General features: G+C 67.8%; 17 protein-coding genes. 4 read left to right on the top strand and 13 right to left on the bottom strand.

All coding sequences use genetic code 11. The features are described 5' to 3' along the window. Nucleotides 1-53: 53 nt before the first annotated feature. Complete coding sequence (locus Q7514_RS26755) at nt 54-1,388, top strand: amino acid permease (protein WP_408016196.1); 1,335 nt, start codon at nt 54-56, stop codon at nt 1,386-1,388. A 56-nt stretch (nt 1,389-1,444) separates the two neighbouring features. Here Q7514_RS26755 and Q7514_RS26750 read toward each other — a convergent pair whose 3' ends face one another. The 9 genes from Q7514_RS26750 to Q7514_RS26710 form a co-directional block, all read right to left on the bottom strand. After that, nucleotides 1,445-2,665 (bottom strand): PucR family transcriptional regulator, encoded by a 1,221-nt coding sequence (locus tag Q7514_RS26750; RefSeq protein ID WP_330136392.1) that lies wholly within the window; start codon nt 2,663-2,665, stop codon nt 1,445-1,447. Between the two features lie 226 nt (nt 2,666-2,891). After that, nucleotides 2,892-4,334 carry an acyl-CoA synthetase gene (locus Q7514_RS26745; protein WP_330136303.1) on the bottom strand — a complete coding sequence of 481 codons (1,443 nt, stop codon included), beginning with the start codon at nt 4,332-4,334 and terminating at the stop codon, nt 2,892-2,894. Nucleotides 4,335-4,387: 53 nt separating this feature from the next. After that, entirely contained in the window at nt 4,388-5,071 is a 684-nt protein-coding gene (locus Q7514_RS26740; protein ID WP_330136302.1) for a rhomboid family intramembrane serine protease, read from the bottom strand. 30 nt (nt 5,072-5,101) lie between these two features. Beyond that, nucleotides 5,102-6,115 carry a proline dehydrogenase family protein gene (locus Q7514_RS26735; RefSeq protein ID WP_330136301.1) on the bottom strand — a complete coding sequence of 338 codons (1,014 nt, stop codon included), beginning with the start codon at nt 6,113-6,115 and terminating at the stop codon, nt 5,102-5,104. Further along, nucleotides 6,112-7,767: an L-glutamate gamma-semialdehyde dehydrogenase gene (gene pruA / locus Q7514_RS26730; protein ID WP_330136300.1), complete on the bottom strand. Its 1,656-nt coding sequence runs from the start codon at nt 7,765-7,767 to the stop codon at nt 6,112-6,114. The genes Q7514_RS26735 and pruA overlap by 4 nt, the downstream gene beginning before the upstream one ends. Before the next feature lie 140 nt (nt 7,768-7,907). Next, nucleotides 7,908-9,017: a succinyldiaminopimelate transaminase gene (gene dapC / locus Q7514_RS26725; RefSeq protein WP_330136299.1), complete on the bottom strand. Its 1,110-nt coding sequence runs from the start codon at nt 9,015-9,017 to the stop codon at nt 7,908-7,910. A 6-nt stretch (nt 9,018-9,023) separates the two neighbouring features. Next, nucleotides 9,024-9,347, bottom strand: coding sequence for a ferredoxin (gene fdxA, locus Q7514_RS26720; protein WP_054719028.1), 324 nt, complete (start codon nt 9,345-9,347; stop codon nt 9,024-9,026). Between the two features lie 153 nt (nt 9,348-9,500). Then, nucleotides 9,501-12,119 carry a bifunctional FO biosynthesis protein CofGH gene (locus Q7514_RS26715; protein WP_330136298.1) on the bottom strand — a complete coding sequence of 873 codons (2,619 nt, stop codon included), beginning with the start codon at nt 12,117-12,119 and terminating at the stop codon, nt 9,501-9,503. A 55-nt stretch (nt 12,120-12,174) separates the two neighbouring features. Beyond that, on the bottom strand, nt 12,175-12,390 hold the full coding sequence (locus Q7514_RS26710) for a hypothetical protein (RefSeq protein WP_330136297.1): 216 nt from the start codon (nt 12,388-12,390) through the stop codon (nt 12,175-12,177). A 141-nt stretch (nt 12,391-12,531) separates the two neighbouring features. On the opposite strand from Q7514_RS26710, the gene Q7514_RS26705 reads away from it, so the two are divergent. The 3 genes from Q7514_RS26705 to Q7514_RS26695 are packed head-to-tail and all read left to right on the top strand — an operon-like array spanning nt 12,532 to nt 15,298. Next, the gene (locus Q7514_RS26705) at nt 12,532-13,008 is read left to right on the top strand and encodes a PH domain-containing protein (protein WP_330136391.1); all 477 of its coding nucleotides are present in this window, start codon (nt 12,532-12,534) and stop codon (nt 13,006-13,008) included. Then, entirely contained in the window at nt 13,005-14,564 is a 1,560-nt protein-coding gene (locus tag Q7514_RS26700) for a PH domain-containing protein (protein WP_408016191.1), read from the top strand. Before Q7514_RS26705 ends, Q7514_RS26700 begins: the two co-directional genes overlap by 4 nt. 41 nt (nt 14,565-14,605) lie before the next feature. Beyond that, on the top strand, nt 14,606-15,298 hold the full coding sequence (locus Q7514_RS26695; RefSeq protein WP_330136296.1) for a uracil-DNA glycosylase: 693 nt from the start codon (nt 14,606-14,608) through the stop codon (nt 15,296-15,298). On the opposite strand, the gene Q7514_RS26690 is transcribed toward Q7514_RS26695, so the two are convergent. The 4 genes from Q7514_RS26690 to Q7514_RS26675 form a co-directional block, all read right to left on the bottom strand. Continuing rightward, nucleotides 15,261-15,695 (bottom strand): hypothetical protein, encoded by a 435-nt coding sequence (locus Q7514_RS26690; protein ID WP_330136295.1) that lies wholly within the window; start codon nt 15,693-15,695, stop codon nt 15,261-15,263. The two genes, Q7514_RS26695 and Q7514_RS26690, sit on opposite strands and share 38 nt — an antisense overlap. Before the next feature lie 78 nt (nt 15,696-15,773). Then, nucleotides 15,774-15,932, bottom strand: coding sequence for a hypothetical protein (locus tag Q7514_RS26685; RefSeq protein ID WP_330136294.1), 159 nt, complete (start codon nt 15,930-15,932; stop codon nt 15,774-15,776). Between the two features lie 35 nt (nt 15,933-15,967). Further along, entirely contained in the window at nt 15,968-16,852 is an 885-nt protein-coding gene (gene mshB / locus Q7514_RS26680; protein ID WP_330136293.1) for an N-acetyl-1-D-myo-inositol-2-amino-2-deoxy-alpha-D-glucopyranoside deacetylase, read from the bottom strand. After that, on the bottom strand, nt 16,849-18,864 hold the full coding sequence (locus Q7514_RS26675; protein WP_330136292.1) for an ABC transporter family substrate-binding protein: 2,016 nt from the start codon (nt 18,862-18,864) through the stop codon (nt 16,849-16,851). The genes mshB and Q7514_RS26675 overlap by 4 nt, the downstream gene beginning before the upstream one ends. Between the last annotated feature and the right edge of the window lie 41 nt (nt 18,865-18,905).

The raw sequence follows: 18,905 nt of genomic DNA, 5'->3' as shown, positions 1-18,905 counted from the left end.
CCGCAACCGAACCGCAGAACCTCGGGAGCGGGCTCAAAGTCCGACATCTGACCATGATGGGGCTCGGCTCCGCGATCGGCGCGGGCCTGTTCCTCGGCTCGGGTGTGGGTATCGCAGCGGCGGGTCCCGCCGTCCTCGTCTCGTATGTCCTCGCAGGCATCATGATCATCTTCGTGATGCGGATGCTCGGCGAAATGGGCGCGGCGTTACCGGTGTCGGGGTCGTTCTCGCACTACGCCCGCATCGGAATCGGCCGCTGGGCCGGATTCACGATGGGCTGGCTGTATTGGTTCATGCTGATCATGGTCCTGGGCGTCGAGATCACCGGCGCATCGGCAATCGTGCAGTCGTGGCTTCCCGGTGTGCCCCAATGGGTTGTGGCGCTCGTGTTCGTCACCTTCTTCGCCGTGGTCAACCTCGCGCGGGTCGCGAATTTCGGTGAGTTCGAATTCTGGTTCGCCGCTTTGAAGGTCGCCGTCATCCTCGGTTTCCTCGTGCTGGGTGTGCTGTTGGTGTTCGGTCTGCTGCCCGGCACCGATCCGGTCGGCACGGTGCATCTGCTCGGCGACGGCGACGGGTTCGCGCCCAACGGCATCGCAGGCATCGCCGCCGGCCTGCTCGCGGTCGCGTTCGCGTTCGGCGGCATCGAGATCGTCACGATCGCCGCTGCCGAATCGAAGGATCCGGAACGGTCGATCGCCACCGCCGTCCGCTCGGTCGTCTGGCGTATCAGCCTGTTCTACTTCGGCTCGATCGCGATCATGGTGCTCGTGTTGCCGTGGACCACCGCGAGCGGCGACACCTCGCCGTTCGTGTCCGTCCTCGATATCGCCGGGATCCCCTACGTTTCCGGATTCATGGAACTCGTCGTCGTGATCGCGCTGCTGTCGGCGTTCAACGCGAACGTGTACGGAACCTCACGGATGGCGTACTCCCTCGCGCGCGGCGGGGACGGACCGGCGTGGCTCGGCAAGCTCTCACACAACGGAGTGCCCCGCAACGCAGTGCTGGTGTCGGTCTTCTTCGGCTTCGTCAGCGTGTGGCTGAACTGGCTGCTTCCCGATCAGATCCTCGGGATCCTGCTCAACGCAGTCGGCTCGGCATTGATCGCGATCTGGCTCTTCATCGTGGTCGCACACCTGCGGCTGCGGCGGCAGTTCGAGCAGGACGGCACGCTGAAACTGAAGATGTGGGCGTTCCCCTACCTGAGCTGGTTCACGCTCGCCATGCTCGTCGCGTTCATCGCCTTGATGCTCTCCGACTCCGATGCCCGCGCGCAGCTCACGGCCACCGCCGCGCTCTTCGTGGTCATCACCGTGATCGGCATCGTCTGGCGCCGGTTCCACCCCGCTGTTTCCGTTGAGGCAGCCGACCGCCCCGCATCCTGACGGAGGCTGGGCCCAGCCGAGCGCCGGGCCCAGCCCCGTGTGCATGGGGCGAGAACTTACTGGGCGGCGAGGAACTCGCGATCCGCGCCCAGTCCTTCGAGCCGCCGGGCGATCAGCGCAGCCTGCAACTGCCGCAGGCCCGAGGGCCGCGTGGGGTCGAAACCGGTCAGCTGGGAAACCCGCTTGAGCCGGTAGTCGACGGTATTGGCGTGCACGTGCAGTGTGCGTGCGGTCAGCTGCCGGCTCAGGTCGTGCGAGATGTGCGTCTCGAGGGTCTCGACGAGTTCGGGTGAGTCGTCGAGCGGGTCGAGGACACGCGCGAGGTACTGCCGCGCCGGCCCCGGACGGGTCAGCTGGTACTCGAGAGCAAGATCGTGCATCCCGTACGTGCCGACCGGGCGTCCCAGCAATCGGACGAGGTCGAGCAGTTCGTGGGCCTGCTTCGCCGCTGCCGGAACTTCCGGTACGGACGCGTGCACCAGCGCCACCGTCACCGACACACCGGCCACCGTCTCGATCCGGCGGCGCAGGTCGTCGACCACGGGCGACGTCGACGCCCCCGCGAGCAGCACCGTCCCCCCTTCGGGGCCGAGCAGTGCCAGGTGTTTGCCGTCGCAGATGGCTTCCAGTTCGACCTCGACGCGGCGCAGGGTCCGGCGTGCGACGACTTCGGGGCGCACGTGCGGATTCCGCTCGTCGGGGTGCCGGGCCAGCGACACGGCGAGCACGGTGTATCCGTCGGCGAGTTCGAGCCCGGAACGACGCGCGACCGACGCGGCATCCTGTCCGCTGAGCAGTGCAGCGATGAGTTCCTGTGCGGCGACGTCACGCTCGCGGCGAATGACCTCGAGTTCCGAGACGAATCCGGTCGTGGCGGTCACGGTGACGCGTTCGAGCAGTGCCATCCACAGCCGCGAGGCATCCGCGACCGACATGACGTCGCCCTCGCGGGCACGGTCACTGACGAGTTCCCAGCCGAGGCGGATGCCCTCGTGGTAGATGCGCAGCATGTATTCGAGGCGGAATCCCGCCCGCGCCCACTGTGCTGCGCTGCTGCGCAGATCTGCGAGATCGGCGTCCGACGGGAGTTCGCCGGAATCGAGCAGGTGGATCGCGATGCGCAAACACCGGACGGTGACTTCGGTGACGTCGCCCCGCAACGACTCTCCGGGACGCAGTGAGCACGGTGCGACATTGTCGGCGAAGTGCGCGACCAGCTTGCGCGCCACTGCCGGCAGGTCGCGAAGCGGAACCGACGCGGGCTTGCCGTCGACCATGAAGGCCGGGCTCGCGCCGTCATAGCGATCCGGACGAAGCGCTTGCTCGGTGTCGCGAACCTGATCCGTCAAAGACATACCTCGAACCCCCATCGAAGTGAGTAGACCTACTTACTCTGCAGTAGACAATCCGCCCTGGAGTGTGGCACACGCAACCCCCGAGCCGACTGTGTGTCGACTTTCCGTCGGCATCGGCACTCGGCCGGAGAATGTTCCGCCAACGTCACTACTGCAACAGTTTCTTCTGTACCTTTCCCATCGCGTTGCGCGGCAAGGACTCGACCACGCGCACCTCACGCGGGCGCTTGTGGATCGAAAGCTGCTGAGCAACAAGCGTGATCAACTCTTCCTCGACCACTTCCGGACCATCGACGTGAGGAACCACGAACGCGACGATACGTTGGCCGAGATCATCGTCTTCCAGCCCCGCAACCGCAACCTCTCTTACCGACCGATGCCCGAGGAGCACGGTTTCGATCTCCCCTGCCCCCACCCGGAAGCCACCCGTCTTGATCAGATCCGTCGACTCCCGCCCGACGATCCGATGAAAACCCTCGGCATCGATCACCGCGACATCACCGGTGACGAACCAGCCGTCCTCGGTCCACGATGCCGCCGTGGCCTCGGGACGACCCAGATAGCCGTCGAACAACATCGGACCTCGCACCTGCAGCACGCCGATGCTCTCGCCATCGTGGGGCACGTCGGCACCGTGTTCGTCGCGCAGCCGCGTCTGCACCCCGGCGACCGGTACCCCCACCCAGCCGGGTCGACGCTCACCGTCGGCACGGGTGCTCACGGTGAGCATCGTCTCGCTCATGCCGTAGCGCTCGATCGGGGCCTGCCCGGTCAGTTCACGCAACTTCTCGAATACCGGCACCGGAAGCGGCGCACTGCCCGAGACGAGCAGTCGCGCACGTCCCAGAGCGCGTGCGGACTCTTCGTCCTCGACCACACGAGACCACACTGTGGGCACACCGAAATAGAGTGTGCCTGCGGCCTCCGCATACGCCTGCGGTGTCGGCTTGCCCGTGTGGATCAGCCTGCTGCCCACCCGAAGTGGGCCGAGCACACCGAGGATCAGCCCGTGTACGTGGAACAGCGGCAACCCATGCACGAGGGTGTCGCGCTCGGTCCAGTCCCACGCCCGCACGAGCGCGTCGAGACCGGCGGCAATCGCCTGACGGCTGAGCAACACTCCCTTGGGGGCTCCCGTGGTGCCGGAGGTGTAGAGCACGAACGCGATCTTCTTCGGGCTCGGCTCCGGTACGTGGTGCCAATCGCGCGCGTGCAGTCGGACCGGCAGCACCGGAAGTTCCGGCACCTGCGCACCCGTAGCAGCATCACCCGTATCGGGCCCCGGCCCCAGCCAGGCCTGTGCACCCGAATCCTTCAGAATGTGGGCGAGTTCCGCGGGGCCCGAGTCCGGCGGCACCGGTACCACCGTGACGCCCGCGAGCAGGCAGCCGACAACCGCCACGATCGTCGTCGCCGTGGGAGTGGCGAGCACCGCGACCCGCTCGGCGCGCGACACGCGGGCGGCCACCGCTGTCGCCGCCCCGAGAATGTCGCTGCGCGACAAGGTATGGCCGTCTATCCGGACGGCATCGGACACATCGTCACCGCGGGCGACGGCAAGCGGGTTCAGCGATCGCAGTAGTGCAGACACAGCTGTCACGATACTGTCGCGATCCCCGATCGCACGTATCGCTGTGCGCACGGTCAGGAACGGAGACCACCGTGCACCTCGGGGCCGGACGCGGCGACCTGCCGAGACGGCGGGAGCACGATTCCGAGCACCGCCCCGAGAAGCATGCCGATCAGCACCGCCACACCGTGGGCATCGTCGAGTACCACCAACAGCGCCCCGGCAACGAACGTGCCGGCCGATGCCACCAGCAAGGTGCGCCGCGCCCCCACCACCGGCCAAAGACCCGCGAGGGACGCCGCCATCACGAACGTCGCGCCGGAGACTCCCGCCCCCACCGACGGCGCGACGAACGAGGTGAACAACCCCCACAAGACCTGTCCGACGGCGAACAATGCGACCGCGCGCTGCCACCCCCAGACGCGCACCGCCGCGATCGCGACGATCGCAAACATCACCAGGTTGCCGACCGTACCGGCGACACCACCGTCCTGGGTCAGCGCCGACGTGAGCACCCGCCACCATTCACCGTCACGCGTGCGGACCGGGTAGCGACGGAACACATCGAGCAGCGACGGCGAGATCAACCGGATCACCGACGGCACGGCGACCAGCACCCACAATGCGATCGCAGCGACCGGCGGTGGCCACCACCAGCCCTTCGCGACGCTTCGGCCGGGGGCTGCCATCAGTGCGGTCAGGGCCACCACGACGGCATAGAGCACCCACGAACGGGGGTCGTCGCCGGAGGTGCTCACGAGCGCCAATCTACCGGCGAGGTGGTCCGTTCAGTCGCGGCTCAGGAGCGAACGGACGAAAAAACGCAGGTTGGACGGGCGCTCGGCGAGGCGTCGCATGAGATAGCCGTACCACTGCGACCCATAAGGTACGTAGACCCTCACCCTGCGCCCGGCATCTGCCAGACGCTGCTGCTCGTTGTCGCGAATCCCGAACAGCATCTGATGTTCGAACTCTCCGCGGCCACGTCCCGTGACCGCGGCAAGCGGATCGACCGCCGTGACGAAGGCGGGATCGTGGGAGGCGACCATCGGGTAGCCGTCGCCCGCCATGAGGATCTGCAGGCAGCGCAGATACGACGCATCGACCTCGGCGCGGTCCCGGTACGCCACCGACTCTGGCTCGTCGTAGGCGCCTTTGCACAGCCGCACCCGCGACCGCGGCCCCACCAGTTCTCGACAGTCCCCTTCGGTGCGCCGCAGATACGCCTGCACGACCGCCCCGACATCGGGGAAATCGGCGCGCAGGTCGCGGACGATCGCGAGCGTGTCGTCGGTGACGGTGTGATCTTCGGCGTCGATGCTGACCCACGCGCCCGCATCCTGCGCGGCGGTGCAGATCTCCCGAGCGTGGTCGAGCGCGATCTTGCTGCCGTCCGTCCCGAGCGACAACCCCAGCGCGGTGAGCTTGACCGACACCTCGACTGCGGGCGCACCGGTGAACGTCTCGGGTGTGGCTCCGCCGAGCGTCCCCAGATCGGCGAGCAGGTCACAGTATTCGCCGACAACGGCGCGCGCCTGCCCGACGTCGAGGGTGTTCTCGCCGAGATGATCGATGCTCACGCCCCGGCCCGAGCCCAACAACTGCGTGGCGACGGTCATCGCGTCCGCGCGAGTGGTTCCGGCGACGAATCGGTCGACGATCCGGCGGGTGGGCGGCGCCACCGTGACCAGGCGACGCACCGCGTTCGATTTCGCGGCCGTGAGAATGACCGGGCGCAGCGGATTCGACAGCACACCGCGCAGCGGATTCGACCTCGCACCGCTCGGGGCCGCGCTGGTCACGACCCCACCTCGCGTTGGGGTTCCATGTGCGGGTAGCGATGATCGGTAGGCGGGACGAACGTCTCCTTGAGCGCACGCGGCGACACCCAGCGCAGCAGGTTCAACGGTGAGCCCGCCTTGTCATCGGTGCCCGAGAGCCGACCACCGCCGAACGGCTGCTGTCCGACGACCGCGCCGGTGGGCTTGTCGTTGACGTAGAAGTTGCCCGCTGTGAACCTCAGCGCGGCAGAGGCCTGCTCGATCGCGGCGCGGTCCTCCGCGACCACGGCCCCCGTGAGTGCGTACGGGGTTGCGGTGTCGATCATCTCGAGCACGTTCTCCCACGCACCGGCCACGGTGTCGTCGTAGACGTGTACGGCGAGGATCGGACCGAAGAATTCGGTGGTGAGCGCTTCGTCGCCGGGATCGTCGACGAGCAGCACAGTGGGTCGCACGAACCAGCCGACCCACTGGTCGTACCCACCGCCGACTGCGAACTCCACGGCGGCGCGGTCCCGAGCGCGGTCGAGGGCACCGACGACCTTCTCGTATGCGCGACGATCGATCAATGCGCCACCGAAATTGGAGAGATCGGTGACGTCGCCGTAGGTGAGCGCATCGACCTCCGCGAGGAAGTCCTCCCGCATCCGCGACCACACCGAGCGCGGCACGAACGCGCGCGACGCCGCCGAGCATTTCTGCCCCTGGTACTCGAACGCGCCGCGGATCAGCGCGGTGCTCAGGACAGCGGCGTCTGCGGAAGGATGGGCGACGACGAAGTCCTTTCCGCCGGTCTCTCCCACGATCCGCGGATAGGCCCGGTACGCGTCGAGGTTGCCGCCGATCTCCTTCCACAGGTGCCGGAACGTCGCGACCGATCCGGTGAAGTGCAGACCCGCGAAGCGGGGGTCTCTCAGAACCACGTCGGACACGGCTCTGCCGTCGCCGGTGAGCAGATTGATCACCCCGGGTGGCAGCCCGGCCGCTTCGAGGACGCGCATCGTCCAGTAGGCAGCGAGGGACTGCGTGGGTGAAGGCTTCCAGACGACGGTGTTGCCCATGAGCGCCGGCGCCGTGGGCAGGTTGCCGGCGATCGCCGTGAAGTTGAACGGAGTCACGGCGTACACGAACCCTTCGAGCGGACGGTGGTCCATCCGGTTCCACACACCCGACGACGACTTCGGCTGCTCCGCGAGGAGTCCGCGTGCGAAGTGCACGTTGAACCGCCAGAAGTCCACCAGCTCGCACGGTGCGTCGATCTCGGCCTGCTGCACCGACTTCGACTGGCCGAGCATCGTGGCAGCAGCGATGGTCTCACGCCACGGGCCGGACATCAGGTCGGCGGCCCGCAGCAGGATCGCGGCACGCGCATCGAACGGCATGTCACGCCACGCCGGTGCCGCCGCGGTCGCGGCATCGACCGCAGCTGCTGCGTCCGCCACAGTGGCAGTGCGGAGGGTGCCGAGCACCGAAGTGTGGTTGTGCGGCTGGACGATGTCGATGCGATCGCCCTCGCCGTGGAGGTGCGCTCCCCCGATCACGTGGGCGACATCGATCGGTTCGGCGGAGAGCTCCGCAAGCTTGCGGAGCAGCCGGGCCCGCTCGGGGCTGCTCGGGGCGTATCCGTGTACCGGCTCGTTCGTCGGCTCAGGAACAACTGTGACGGCGTCCATGGTGCCTCCTGGGCCCCAGGGTAGCGCCGAGACCGAGGCCCGCGGGCCGAATGCGGTGGTGTACTCACCACCGCATACGAGCGAATGTATCGTTCATCTCGATCAACAGAACGGACGATACATTCGCTCGGTGCGCTGAATTACTTCAGTCGCTGTGCCGCCGCCTCGATCCGCTCGTCGGTGGCGGTCAACGCGATCCGCACGTGCTGTACACCGCCGGGTCCGTAGAACTCGCCCGGTGCAACGAGGAGGCCTCGTTCGGCGAACCAGTCGACGGTCGTGCGACACTCTTCACCGCGGGTTGCCCACAGATAGAGGCCGGCCTCGGAGTGGTCGACGGTGAAACCGGCACCGCGCACGGCCTCGAGCAGCGTCTCGCGACGCACCCGGTACCGCTCACGCTGGATGTTCTCGTGCTCGTCGTCGTTCAGTGCCGCGGTCATCGCGGCCTGGATCGGCAGCGGCACCATCATGCCGGAGTGCTTGCGCACCTCGAGGAGGTCGGCGACGAGTTCGGCGTCGCCGGTGACGAATCCCGCGCGATAACTCGCGAGGTTCGACGTCTTCGACAGCGAATGCACCGCAAGCAGATTCGTGTGGTCGCCGTCGCTCACACTCGGATGCAGGATCGAGAGCGCCTCGCCCTCCCACGTGAGCCCGAGGTAGCACTCGTCGGATACGACGATCGCGTTCCGGGTACGGGCCCAGTCGACGACCTTGCGCAGATGATCGAGACCGAGCACCTTGCCGGTCGGGTTCGACGGCGAGTTGACGAACACCAGCGACGCGCCCTCCGGCCCGAGGCGGGTGAGTCCGTCGGCACGGATCAACCGTGCACCCGCGAGCAGCCCGCCGACCTCGTAGGTCGGGTACGCGAGTTCAGGGATGACGACGAGATCCGCGGCGCCGACGCCCAGCAGGGTCGGCAGCCACGCGATCATCTCCTTGGTGCCGATCGCAGGCAGAACCGCTGCCTCGTCGATGCCGGTGATTCCGTAGCGGCGCGCGAGCGCGCCCACTGCGGCCTGCCGCAGCTCGGGCGTGCCGTGTGTCGTGGGGTAGCCGGGCTCCTCCGCAACCGAGGCAAGCGCCTCCCGGATCACCGGTGCGACCGGATCGACGGGAGTTCCCACCGAGAGGTTGACGATCCCGTCCGGGTGCGCAGCAGCCTTCGCCTTCGCGTCGGTCAGTGAATCCCACGGAAAGTCCGGAAGGCTCTGTGCGACCGACCGGCGTGTACGTGTGGCCACAGGCGCCTATTCCTCACCCATGGGAGGCAGGTTCTTGACGAACGGCGTGTCGTAATCGACCTTGCCGAGCTTCGCCGCGCCACCGGGAGACCCGAGATCCTTGAAGAAGTCGATGTTGGTCTGCACGTACTCGGACCACTCGTCCGGGACGTCGTCTTCGTAGAAGATCGCCTCGACGGGGCACACGGGCTCGCAGGCGCCACAGTCCACGCATTCGTCCGGGTGGATGTACAGCATGCGACCACCCTCGTAGATGCAGTCGACCGGGCACTCTTCGATGCATGCCTTGTCCAACACGTCCACGCACGGCTCCGCAATCGTGTACGTCACTGCTGTTCTCCCTGCCTCTCTACAATGCCCGCCGACCCGGTACGGTCCCAGCGCATCGGCGCACTGGCGCCCACAACCGAACAGTATCCACCGTCTCCGGTGGCCACCTTCCTGTTAGGGTGCCCTGACCCGCCCCCGACGTGGGAGTCGGACCTACCGGACAGTGACGCCGATCTCACGGCGGGCGTACGCGGTGGTGCGCTCACGGGCAGGACGCCCGATGCCCTCGGCGATCGCCACCAGCTCGGCGACGGTTTTCTCCGACCCGTGCTGCGAACCTGCCATCCGCGAGATCGTCTCCTCCATCAACGTGCCACCGAGATCGTTGGCTCCGCCCTCGAGCATCGCCTGCGTCCCCGCGACACCGAGTTTGACCCAGCTCGTCTGGATGTTCGCGATGCGACCGTGCAGCATGATGCGGGCCAACGCGTGCGCCGCACGGTTGTCGCGCATCGTCGGCCCCGGCCTGGACGCACCCGCCAGATACAGCGGCGACGACTGATGCACGAACGGCAGCAGCACGAACTCGGTGAACCCGCCCGTGCGGTCCTGGATCCCACGGAGCACATTCAGGTGCCCCACCCAATGGTGCGGCTGGTCGACGTGCCCGTACATCATCGTCGAACTCGACCGCAGTCCCACCTCATGCGCGGTGGTGACGACCTCGATCCACTCCGCGGTCGGCAACTTGCCCTTCGTGAGCACCCAGCGCACCTCGTCGTCGAGGATCTCCGCGGCCGTGCCCGGAATCGTGTCGAGGCCGGCTTCGCGCAGCTCGGTCAACCATTCGCGGATGGACGTACCACTCCGCGCGACACCGTTGACGATCTCCATCGGCGAGAACGCGTGCACGTGCATCGACGGCACCCGCGCCTTGACCGCGCGCACCAGATCCGCGTATCCGGTCACCGGAAGCTCGGGATCGATGCCTCCCTGCATGCACACCTCGGTGGCCCCGGCGACGTGCGCTTCCCACGCCCGGTCGGCGACCTCCTCCGAGGAGAGCGTGAAGGCGTCGGCGTCGCCCTTGCGCTGCGCGAACGCACAGAACCGACAACCCGTGTAACAGATGTTGGTGAAGTTGATGTTCCGGTTGACGACATACGTGACGTCGTCGCCGACCGTGTCGCGACGCAGCTGATCTGCCAGCGCGACCATCGCCTCGAGACCCGCCCCGTCGGCGTTCGCGAGAGCGATGTACTCGGCGTCGGAGCATCCGCCCGGGTCGCGCTCCGCAGACCGCAGGGCCGACAGCACATCACTGTCGAGCCGCACCGGCGCAGACTCGCCGAGCGCGAGTACCTGCTCGCGCACGGTGTCCCAGTCGCCGAAGGCACTACCCAGGTCGGAGCGGTGAACGGTGTTGCGTCCGGTCACGTCGATCTCAGAGTTGAGGTCGACACGTCCCGACGACTCCCATTCGATGTCGGGTTCCTGCCACGGCAGCCCCGACGGGATGACCTGCTGCGCGAGGCCCGTCTCCGGATCGGAGAGTGCACGAACGTGAGCCGTGATTCTCGGGTCGATCCACGGCTGGCCGGCGAGCACGTACTGCGGCTGCGCCGCGATTCGTTCGGTGAGCCGGAATCCTGCTTCGGCACTGAGCCGGGCCAGCGTGTCGAGATTCGGCCACGGACGCTCAGGATTGACGTGATCCGGCGTCAGCGGCGACACGCCACCCCAGTCGTCGACTCCCGCCGCGAGCAACGCGCGGCACTCGTCGAGCGACACCAGGTTGGGCGGCGCCTGGATTCGCATCCCCGGACCGAGGATCAGACGTGAGACCGCGATCGCGGCCAGAAACTCGTCGAGCGCGGCGTCGTCGACGTCGCGCATCGCGGTGTCGTCCTTGGCCCGGAAGTTCTGCACGATGACTTCCTGGATGTGCCCGAACGCCTTGTGTGTCTTCCGGATCGCCAGGATCGACTCGGCACGCTCGACGAAGGACTCCCCGATGCCGACGAGAATGCCCGTGGTGAACGGCACGGACAAGCGACCCGCATCGGTGAGCACCCGCAGCCGCACGGACGGTTCCTTGTCGGGACTGCCGTAATGGCACTGGCCCTTCTCCGTGAACAACCGCTCCGACGTCGTCTCGAGCATCATGCCCATCGACGGCGCCACCGGCTTCAGCCGCGAGATCTCGGCCCAGCTCATCACACCCGGATTCAGGTGCGGCAGCAGCCCGGTCTCCTCGAGCACCCGGATCGACATCGCCCGCACATAGTCGAGCGTCGAATCGTATCCGCGTTCGTCGAGCCACTGTCTCGCCTCGGGCCACCGGTCCTCCGGCCTGTCGCCGAGGGTGAACAAGGCTTCCTTGCAGCCTAGTTCGGCGCCCTGTCGTGCAATCTCGAGAATCTCGTCGGGCTCGAGGTACATACCCCGGCCTTCGGCGCGAAGCCTGCCCGGGACGGTGACGAACGTGCAGTAGTGACAACGGTCGCGGCACAACCGCGTGATCGGGACGAACACCTTCCTCGAGTAGGTGACGGTTCCCGGACGATCCTCCGCGAGCAGGCCCGCATCGCGTACCCGCGCCGCCGACGTACACAGGTCGTCGAGATCCGCGCCGCGCGCCTGCAACAGCACAGTGGCTTCGTCGACGTTGAGACTCACGCCGTCTCGAGCGCGGCGCAACGCCCGGCGCATCGCCGACGGAGTCGGCTGTACAGCACCTGCCGAGACAGTCGGCTGTGGGGCGGCACCGGGTCGCAGCGACGGCGACGGGAGCATCGCGGAGTGCTGGGTGTCGTCAGCGGAATCGGTCATGGGCCGATCATGCGCTCCCACCGTGTCGCATGCCACTTCGGGGTGCACTCGCCGGTCACTCGTGGGGATAGTCGTCGTCCACGGATACCTCGCGATTCTGCTCGGCGGCATCGGCGGGGTCGACCTCGAGCGGCAGGTCGGAGGGGAACGTGTCGCGAGGATCGTCGTAGGCAGGCGTCGACTGTTCGACGCGATCCCCTTCGGAATCCTCCGTCGACAGGCTCGGGAACTCGACTGCATCGGAAGTGTCGGTCATGTCGGCTTCACTCATGTCGATCCTCCTCGTCGTGGCTGAAACGCCCGGCGGTGTGGGGATACCCGGGGCCACCCGTATGGGGGGCCTTCGCCAGCCTAGCCTGGAACCCGGAACCGAGTCGGGAGTGTGAATGTGGACAGCAGCACCGGGACGGTGATGGCCGAACCCGCGTGGCGGCCGAGCCCGAAGGCGCGTGCGTTGTGGGCGATCAACGCCGCGTTGATGTGGGTACCGATCGTCATTGCGCAGGTCGTGTGGGGTGTACTCGACTCCGGCCGGATCGGGTGGCATATAGCGGCAGCCGTCGCGACCGTCGTCGTCGCCGGTCTGCACGTCGGGGTGGTCCCGCTGTGGCGGTATCGGGTGCACCGATGGGAGATCAGCGACACCGCCGTGCACACCCGCTCGGGTTGGTTCACGCAGGAGCGCCGGATCGCGCCGATCTCACGGATTCAGACCGTGGACACCGAGCGTGGTCCGATCGATCGTCTGCTCGGGCTCGCGACCGTCACCGTCACCACGGCGTCGTCCGCCGGTGCTGTGGAGATCACCGCGCTCGATGCAGCAGTGGCCGACGAGACCGTCGCGAGGCTCACCGCGATCGCGGGCCGCAACGGAGCCGACGCGACGTGAGCTCCGGACCCGATACAGCCGGACCCGATACGCCCGGAATCGACGGCGCCGCCGACTGGCAGCGTCTCGACCGTCGGATGCTGCTGATCCATCCGGTCGAAGAGATCCTGAAGCTGTTTCCCGTTCTGATCGGTTCGGTGCTGCTGGGCAGCAGCAGCGGCAACCCGTACTGGGGGCTCGGTGTCGCGGCGCTGCTGGTTCTCGTCGGACTCGCCCGCTGGTTCACCACGAGCTATCGGGTCGGACCCGTGCACGTCGAGCTGCGCCGCGGCCTGGTTCAGCGCCGCGAGCTGTCGATCCCTCGCAGCCGCATCCGGTCGGTCGATGTCGATCGGCGGCTACTGCACAGGCTGCTCGGTCTCGCGGTCGTGAAGATCGGCACCGGACAATCCGGAGGAAGCAACTCCGACCACAACAGGTTCGAGCTCAATGGCATCGCGATCGAAGACGTCCCTGCTCTGCGTGCCGCACTCCTCGAGGGCGGACAGAATCCCGTCACGCCAGCGAGCACTCCCGAGTCCTATCCTGTGGACGCGGCTCCGAGCGAACGCGAACTTGCCCGTTTCCGGCCCGGATGGGTGCGGTACGCACCGTTCTCGGCCACCGGGCTGATCGGCGTCGCCGCCGTGGTCGGCTTGGCGTTCCAGTACGGCATCGGCGAACGACTCACCGAATCGGACACCGTCGAGCGCGGTGTCGATGCGCTCGCGGCTGCCGGTATCGCGGTCGTCGTCGGTGTGGCGATCGTCGTGATCCTCGTCGTGGCGAGTATCGCCGCGTGCATCCGGTACCTGCTGCTGTACGGGAACCTGATGGTCACCGATGACGGGCGGATGCTGCGGGTCGGGCGAGGCCTGCTGCGGGTGCGGCACACGACGCTCGATCGCGCGCGGCTTCGCGGCGTCGACGTCCACGAACCGCTCGCGTTGAGGCTCGTGGGAGCGGCGCGCCTCGACGCGATCATGACGGGGGTGTCGGCCGAACGCGGCGAGTCGTCGCTCGTGTTGCCGTCGGCGCCCGACGGCGAGGTACTTCGGGTCGCCGGCGAGGTACTCACCACCGACTCGCCCCTGACGGCGCCGCTGGTCCCCCACGGCTCTGCGGCACGTCGTCGTCGCTTCACCCGGGCCGTCACTCCGGTGGTGGGCCTGATCGCGGTGGGCATCGCGGTCGCGGCACTCGTCGACCGGCCGCTGCCGCTGCCGCTGCCCGCGATCGTGGTGGGCGCGGCTGTGCTCGTCGTGGCCGCCGCAGCGCTCGGGTGGGATCGATACAAGGGTCTCGGGCATGCCTCACCCGCCGGGTATCTCGTCACACGTGCGGGTTCGCTCGACCGCCACCGGATCAGTCTCGAGGCGGACGGGATCATCGGGTGGACCGTGCGCCAGACGTTCTTCCAGCGGCGTGCCGGCGTGGCGACGGTGATCGCTGCGACTCCCGCGGGAGCGGGCCACTACGCGGTCGTGGACGTCCCCGAGGGCGACGCCTGGTCGTTGATCGAATCCGTGACTCCCGGCGCCGGCGACATCTGGGCACGCGGAGGCCCGGTCTCGTGATCGATCCCTGGCACAGGCCCGGCGCCGACACACTCGCCGGTATGGATTCACTCCTCGTCGAGTGCCGCGCGTGCCCACGGCTGGTCGAGTGGCGTGAACGGGTCGCGCGGGAAAAGCGGGCCGCATTCCGCGACGAGGAGTACTGGGGTCGGCCGGTGCCCGGTTTCGGCCCCACGGATGCGGCGCTGCTGATCGTGGGGTTGGCGCCTGCCGCGCACGGCGCCAACCGGACGGGACGGATGTTCACCGGCGACCGCTCAGGCGATTTCCTGTACGCAGCGATGTACGAGGCCGGTCTCGCGTCGCAACCCACCGCGACCCGTATCGGTGACGGGCTCGAACTGTTCGGTACTCGGATCACCTCACCGGTGCATTGCGCTCCTCCCGCCAACAAGCCGACCGTGACCGAGCGGGACACGTGCCGAGGCTGGCTCGAACAGGAACTGGCGTTGCTCTCCCCGACGCTGAGGGCTGTCGTGGTGCTCGGTGGATTCGGGTGGCAGGCACTGCTCCCGGTGCTCACCGCCGCGGGATGGGTCGTGCCGTCGCCACGACCGAAGTTCGGGCACGGTGCGAGCGTCACCCTTCCCTCGGCGACCGGGGAGAAGGCCCCGCTGCACCTGTTCGGGTGCTATCACGTGAGTCAGCAGAACACCTTCACCGGTCGTCTCACCCGGGAGATGACCACGGCTGTGCTCAGGACTGCTGCGCAGGCGGCCGGGCTCCCTGCATGATCGCCTTGATCCGCGCCGAGAACAGATAGCCGCCGGCGGGCAGGAGCGCGGCGACGGGCAGCATCAGGACCCGCCAGTCGGCCATCACGAGCTGATCGCCGCCCGGCCCGACGGCCAGGCAGGCAGCGAATCCGAGCAACCACGCCGCGAGCGGCAGCATCGCGGTGCGAAACGACCCGGTCTCGCTGTACACGGCCATCACCAGCAGCAGATCGAGCACCGCGGCAAGCAGGATCGTGATCGGGAACGGGACCGAACCGATGTAGAGACCGAGGAACATCACCGACAGGATCGCGCACAGGAACCCGTCGAAGACGAGCAACGCGACCACGCCTCTACGGGGCTCCGGCGGCAGTGCTGGTACGTCCGGCAGTGCGGTTGCAGGGTCGACGGTCATCGTTCCATAGTGCGCGACGGCGCCTCGGCCGGGCCATCCGGGTCTACCGACCAGTGCCACGCAGGGTCGGCGGGGAGGTCACGGCACCGGCGGGTAACCGAGCATCGTCAGCAGGTGCGATTGCATGTCGACGAACCCGTAGAGCGCATCGAAATAACCGGCGCGGATCTCATCGGCGTGCGGACGCAACGAGTCGACGAACGCGATGATCTGATTCTGAACGGACCAGTTGTACATCGCCACCCTCCCCTTCATCAGTGACGGCGGTCACGTTATCCGATGCCGGAGAAGAGGTCACGCTCCCGCCCGGAATCGTCCGTTTCGCCCGGTTCTCCTCGAACCAGGCGGAAGTGTTCTTCGCTGAGGACCGGTTGGGCGACCAGGTTCGACAGCGTGAACTGCTCTCGGCCCGGCGCCACGGTCACCTGTGTTGCGTGGGCAGCCATCGCAGCGCGTTTAGCGCCGAGCACTCCGCGGACGTCGACGACGGCTGTCACCTGATCGTCGGGCACGCTCGGGAGCTCACCCGGATCGGGCAGGCGCCACCCGTCGGGGAGGTCGCCGATCTCGGCGATACCCGCTTCGAGCGCAGCCTTCTCGGTCACCGTCCAGTACACCTTTGCCGGAGTCCACGGCGCACCGGCAGCAGGGTAGTCATCCGTTCCGGAGATCTCGACCGCGGCAGTCACGCGTTCGTGCACCGCGATGTGGTCCGGGTGCCCGTACCCACCGACCGGGTCGTACGTGACCACGACGTGCGGACGTGTGTGCCGGATGACGGCAACGAGTTCCGCAACCGCTTCATCGGGATCGGCGTTGACCCAGGCGCGGGGATTCGCCGCCGACGGCGTGCCGGCCATCCCGGAGTCCCGCCAATGGCCCGCCCCACCCAGGAAGAGCGGCGCGTCGACCCCGAGCGCATTCAATGCCCGGGTCAATTCCAGCACGCGGTAGCCACCCAATTGGTCTGCCCGGTCGGCGGTGAGCTGCGCCCACTCGTCGCCGATCACTTCGCCTTCCTCGCCGAGAGTGCAGGTCACCACGGTGACCTCGACTCCCTCGGCAACATACCGGGCGACAGTGCCACCCGTGGTGAGGGTTTCGTCGTCCGGATGTGCGTGGACGAGCAGCAGTCTGCGCGGTTCGTCAGCGGTCACTGTGTGTTCCTCCACCAGAATCGAGCGTCACCGACGATACCTGCGGACACCGGGCCGGCCAGAGCCACTCCGTCCACACCGGGGCCGGCAGCGGCAACGGACCGGCCCTGGATGATCGGGAGGTTCACTGCGAGATCCCACAGCCTCGGCTCCACCGCGGCGAGCGTTGCCGGGACGTCGCCCACCCCGTGCACAGCATCGACGAGCTGGGTCTGCACTTCGGGATCACAGGCACCGGAGAGGTTGCTGGGTGCTTCGAGTTGGGCGACGGCGGCCTCCTCCGTCTCATCCCCCGTTTCCTGGTCGCCGGAACCGTCGTTCCCAGCACCCGAGTCGGGGACGTCCTCCGTGGTGGTGGCTCCGCTCGTCGACGTGGGCGACGCTTGCGTCTCCGCGGCGCCTGTCGTGTCGGGAGTCTCGGATACGGACGAGTCCGGTAGCGCGGGCGGGCACCCGAATCGGGACAGCGCCGCGGTCGCAGGGTCGGAACCCGCCTGCTTCCAGCCGACGATCGCGTGCACATCGCCGTCGACGAGGGCGTCTCCGTAGAGTTCGTCGGGCGGTAGTTCGCTCACCGTGGCCGCGATTCCCGCGCCGGACAAGACATCCGCCACCGTCCGTGCCACGGTGTGCGCGGTCTCGGACCCCTCCGCGACACCGAGCACGAGCACGAGCGGTACTCCGTCGCGGACGAGGGTGCCGTCCGTGATCGGTTCTGCGCGCCCCGCGGGTGTCCGCTCCTGCGAATCCTCATCCGAGGACGACTCTTCCGTGGTGGTGGTCGCCGGTGTCGTCGTGTCGTCGGGGGGCGACGAACCAGGAGACGACGATTCGGGGGTCGGCCCGGGATCCGGTGCAGCAGGCAGGTACCCGGAGTCCGCGAGCAGCGCGAGCGCATCCTCGCGACTGGGCCGCGGCGGCATCGTCGGCGCGTACCCGGGATCGGACGGCGCGAGAACCTGAGCCCGGTCGGGGACGACCTCCGACTCGGAACCCGCCGCGACCAGGGCGAGCATCTCAGGGTCGAGCAGACCGAGCACACCGCGACGCACCCGCGGGTCTGCAAGGGCGGGAGTACGTGTGTTGAGCGTCAATTCGAGCGTCCGGGCCTCGAGCTGCACGTGGGTTCGCAAGTCCGATACCGCACCGAGCTGCGCGAGCAACGCCGACCCTCCGGAGACCTGTGCGATCTGGGTGTCGCCGCTACGCATGGATTCGGTGAGCTGGGCGTCGCTTCCACCGCGGCGCATGAGGATCTCGTCGGGCAGTGCCGGCTCGCCCCAGAACCGGTCGTTGCGCTCGAGCAGCACCTCGCCGCGTCCGCGGTCGACGGACTCCACCTTGAACGGGCCTCCCGACACGGGGATCGTTTCCGACAGGCCGGTGTCGAAACCACCCGGGGTGTCCTTGACGAGGTGCGCGGGCAGCATGTCGGCGAAGAGCTCTCTCCACGCGGGGTACGGCTCACGCAACGTCACGGTGACCGTCTTGCCGCCGCCCGAGGACTGGACGTCCTCGATCAGCCGGTATCCAGCGGCGTCGACGACTCCCGGCTGCGAGGTCATCTGCTGCCAGAGATAATGGAAGTCCTCCGCCGCGATGGGTGCACTGTCCGACCACTGGGCGTCGGTCCGAACCTCGTATTCGATGGTGAACGGCGCCTGCGAGACGACCTCCGCGGACACCAGCACCGAGTCGTCGAGCACCCATTCGGTGAGCGCGGGGTCCTCCGCGCTCGGTGCGGGGCGGAATGCACTGGGCAGGACCAGTTGTGCGATTGCATCACCGACCGGCGACTGATCTGCCAGCAGGTGCGGGTTGAAACCGGTCTCGACGCCGTCGATCGCGACGACCACGGTGTTGCGCTTCTGGGCGGGCGCGGGTGCTGCTGTCGGCTCCGTCTGTTCGATCGGCGGAGGTGGATCTGCGGTACATGCCGTCGACGCCAGTACCACTGTCGCCACGGCCACCGGACCGATCCACCGCCGATGCCGGATGCGCGGACGCAACACTCGGGGTTTCCTCTCGTCGACCTATGTCACGGCCCCGGGAG

This window comes from Rhodococcus artemisiae, from assembly GCF_036327795.1.
Taxonomy (GTDB): Bacteria; Actinomycetota; Actinomycetes; order Mycobacteriales; family Mycobacteriaceae; genus Rhodococcus; species Rhodococcus artemisiae.
The sequence above is the reverse complement of the archived record's forward strand: the minus strand, read 5'-3'. Positions and strand labels throughout refer to the sequence as shown.

What these genes read in the sequence shown, in the direction of transcription:
- Q7514_RS26750 (WP_330136392.1), bottom strand. Translation starts at nt 2,665, where the DNA reads ATGGTCGACGGCAAGCCCGCGTCGGTTCCGCTTCGCGACCTGCCGGCA.
- Q7514_RS26755 (WP_408016196.1), top strand. Translation starts at nt 54, where the DNA reads ATGATGGGGCTCGGCTCCGCGATCGGCGCGGGCCTGTTCCTCGGCTCG.
- Q7514_RS26690 (WP_330136295.1), bottom strand. Translation starts at nt 15,695, where the DNA reads ATGACCGTCGACCCTGCAACCGCACTGCCGGACGTACCAGCACTGCCG.
- Q7514_RS26705 (WP_330136391.1), top strand. Translation starts at nt 12,532, where the DNA reads ATGGCCGAACCCGCGTGGCGGCCGAGCCCGAAGGCGCGTGCGTTGTGG.
- Q7514_RS26715 (WP_330136298.1), bottom strand. Translation starts at nt 12,119, where the DNA reads ATGACCGATTCCGCTGACGACACCCAGCACTCCGCGATGCTCCCGTCG.
- Q7514_RS26710 (WP_330136297.1), bottom strand. Translation starts at nt 12,390, where the DNA reads ATGAGTGAAGCCGACATGACCGACACTTCCGATGCAGTCGAGTTCCCG.
- Q7514_RS26695 (WP_330136296.1), top strand. Translation starts at nt 14,606, where the DNA reads ATGGATTCACTCCTCGTCGAGTGCCGCGCGTGCCCACGGCTGGTCGAG.
- Q7514_RS26685 (WP_330136294.1), bottom strand. Translation starts at nt 15,932, where the DNA reads ATGTACAACTGGTCCGTTCAGAATCAGATCATCGCGTTCGTCGACTCG.
- pruA (WP_330136300.1), bottom strand. Translation starts at nt 7,767, where the DNA reads ATGGACGCCGTCACAGTTGTTCCTGAGCCGACGAACGAGCCGGTACAC.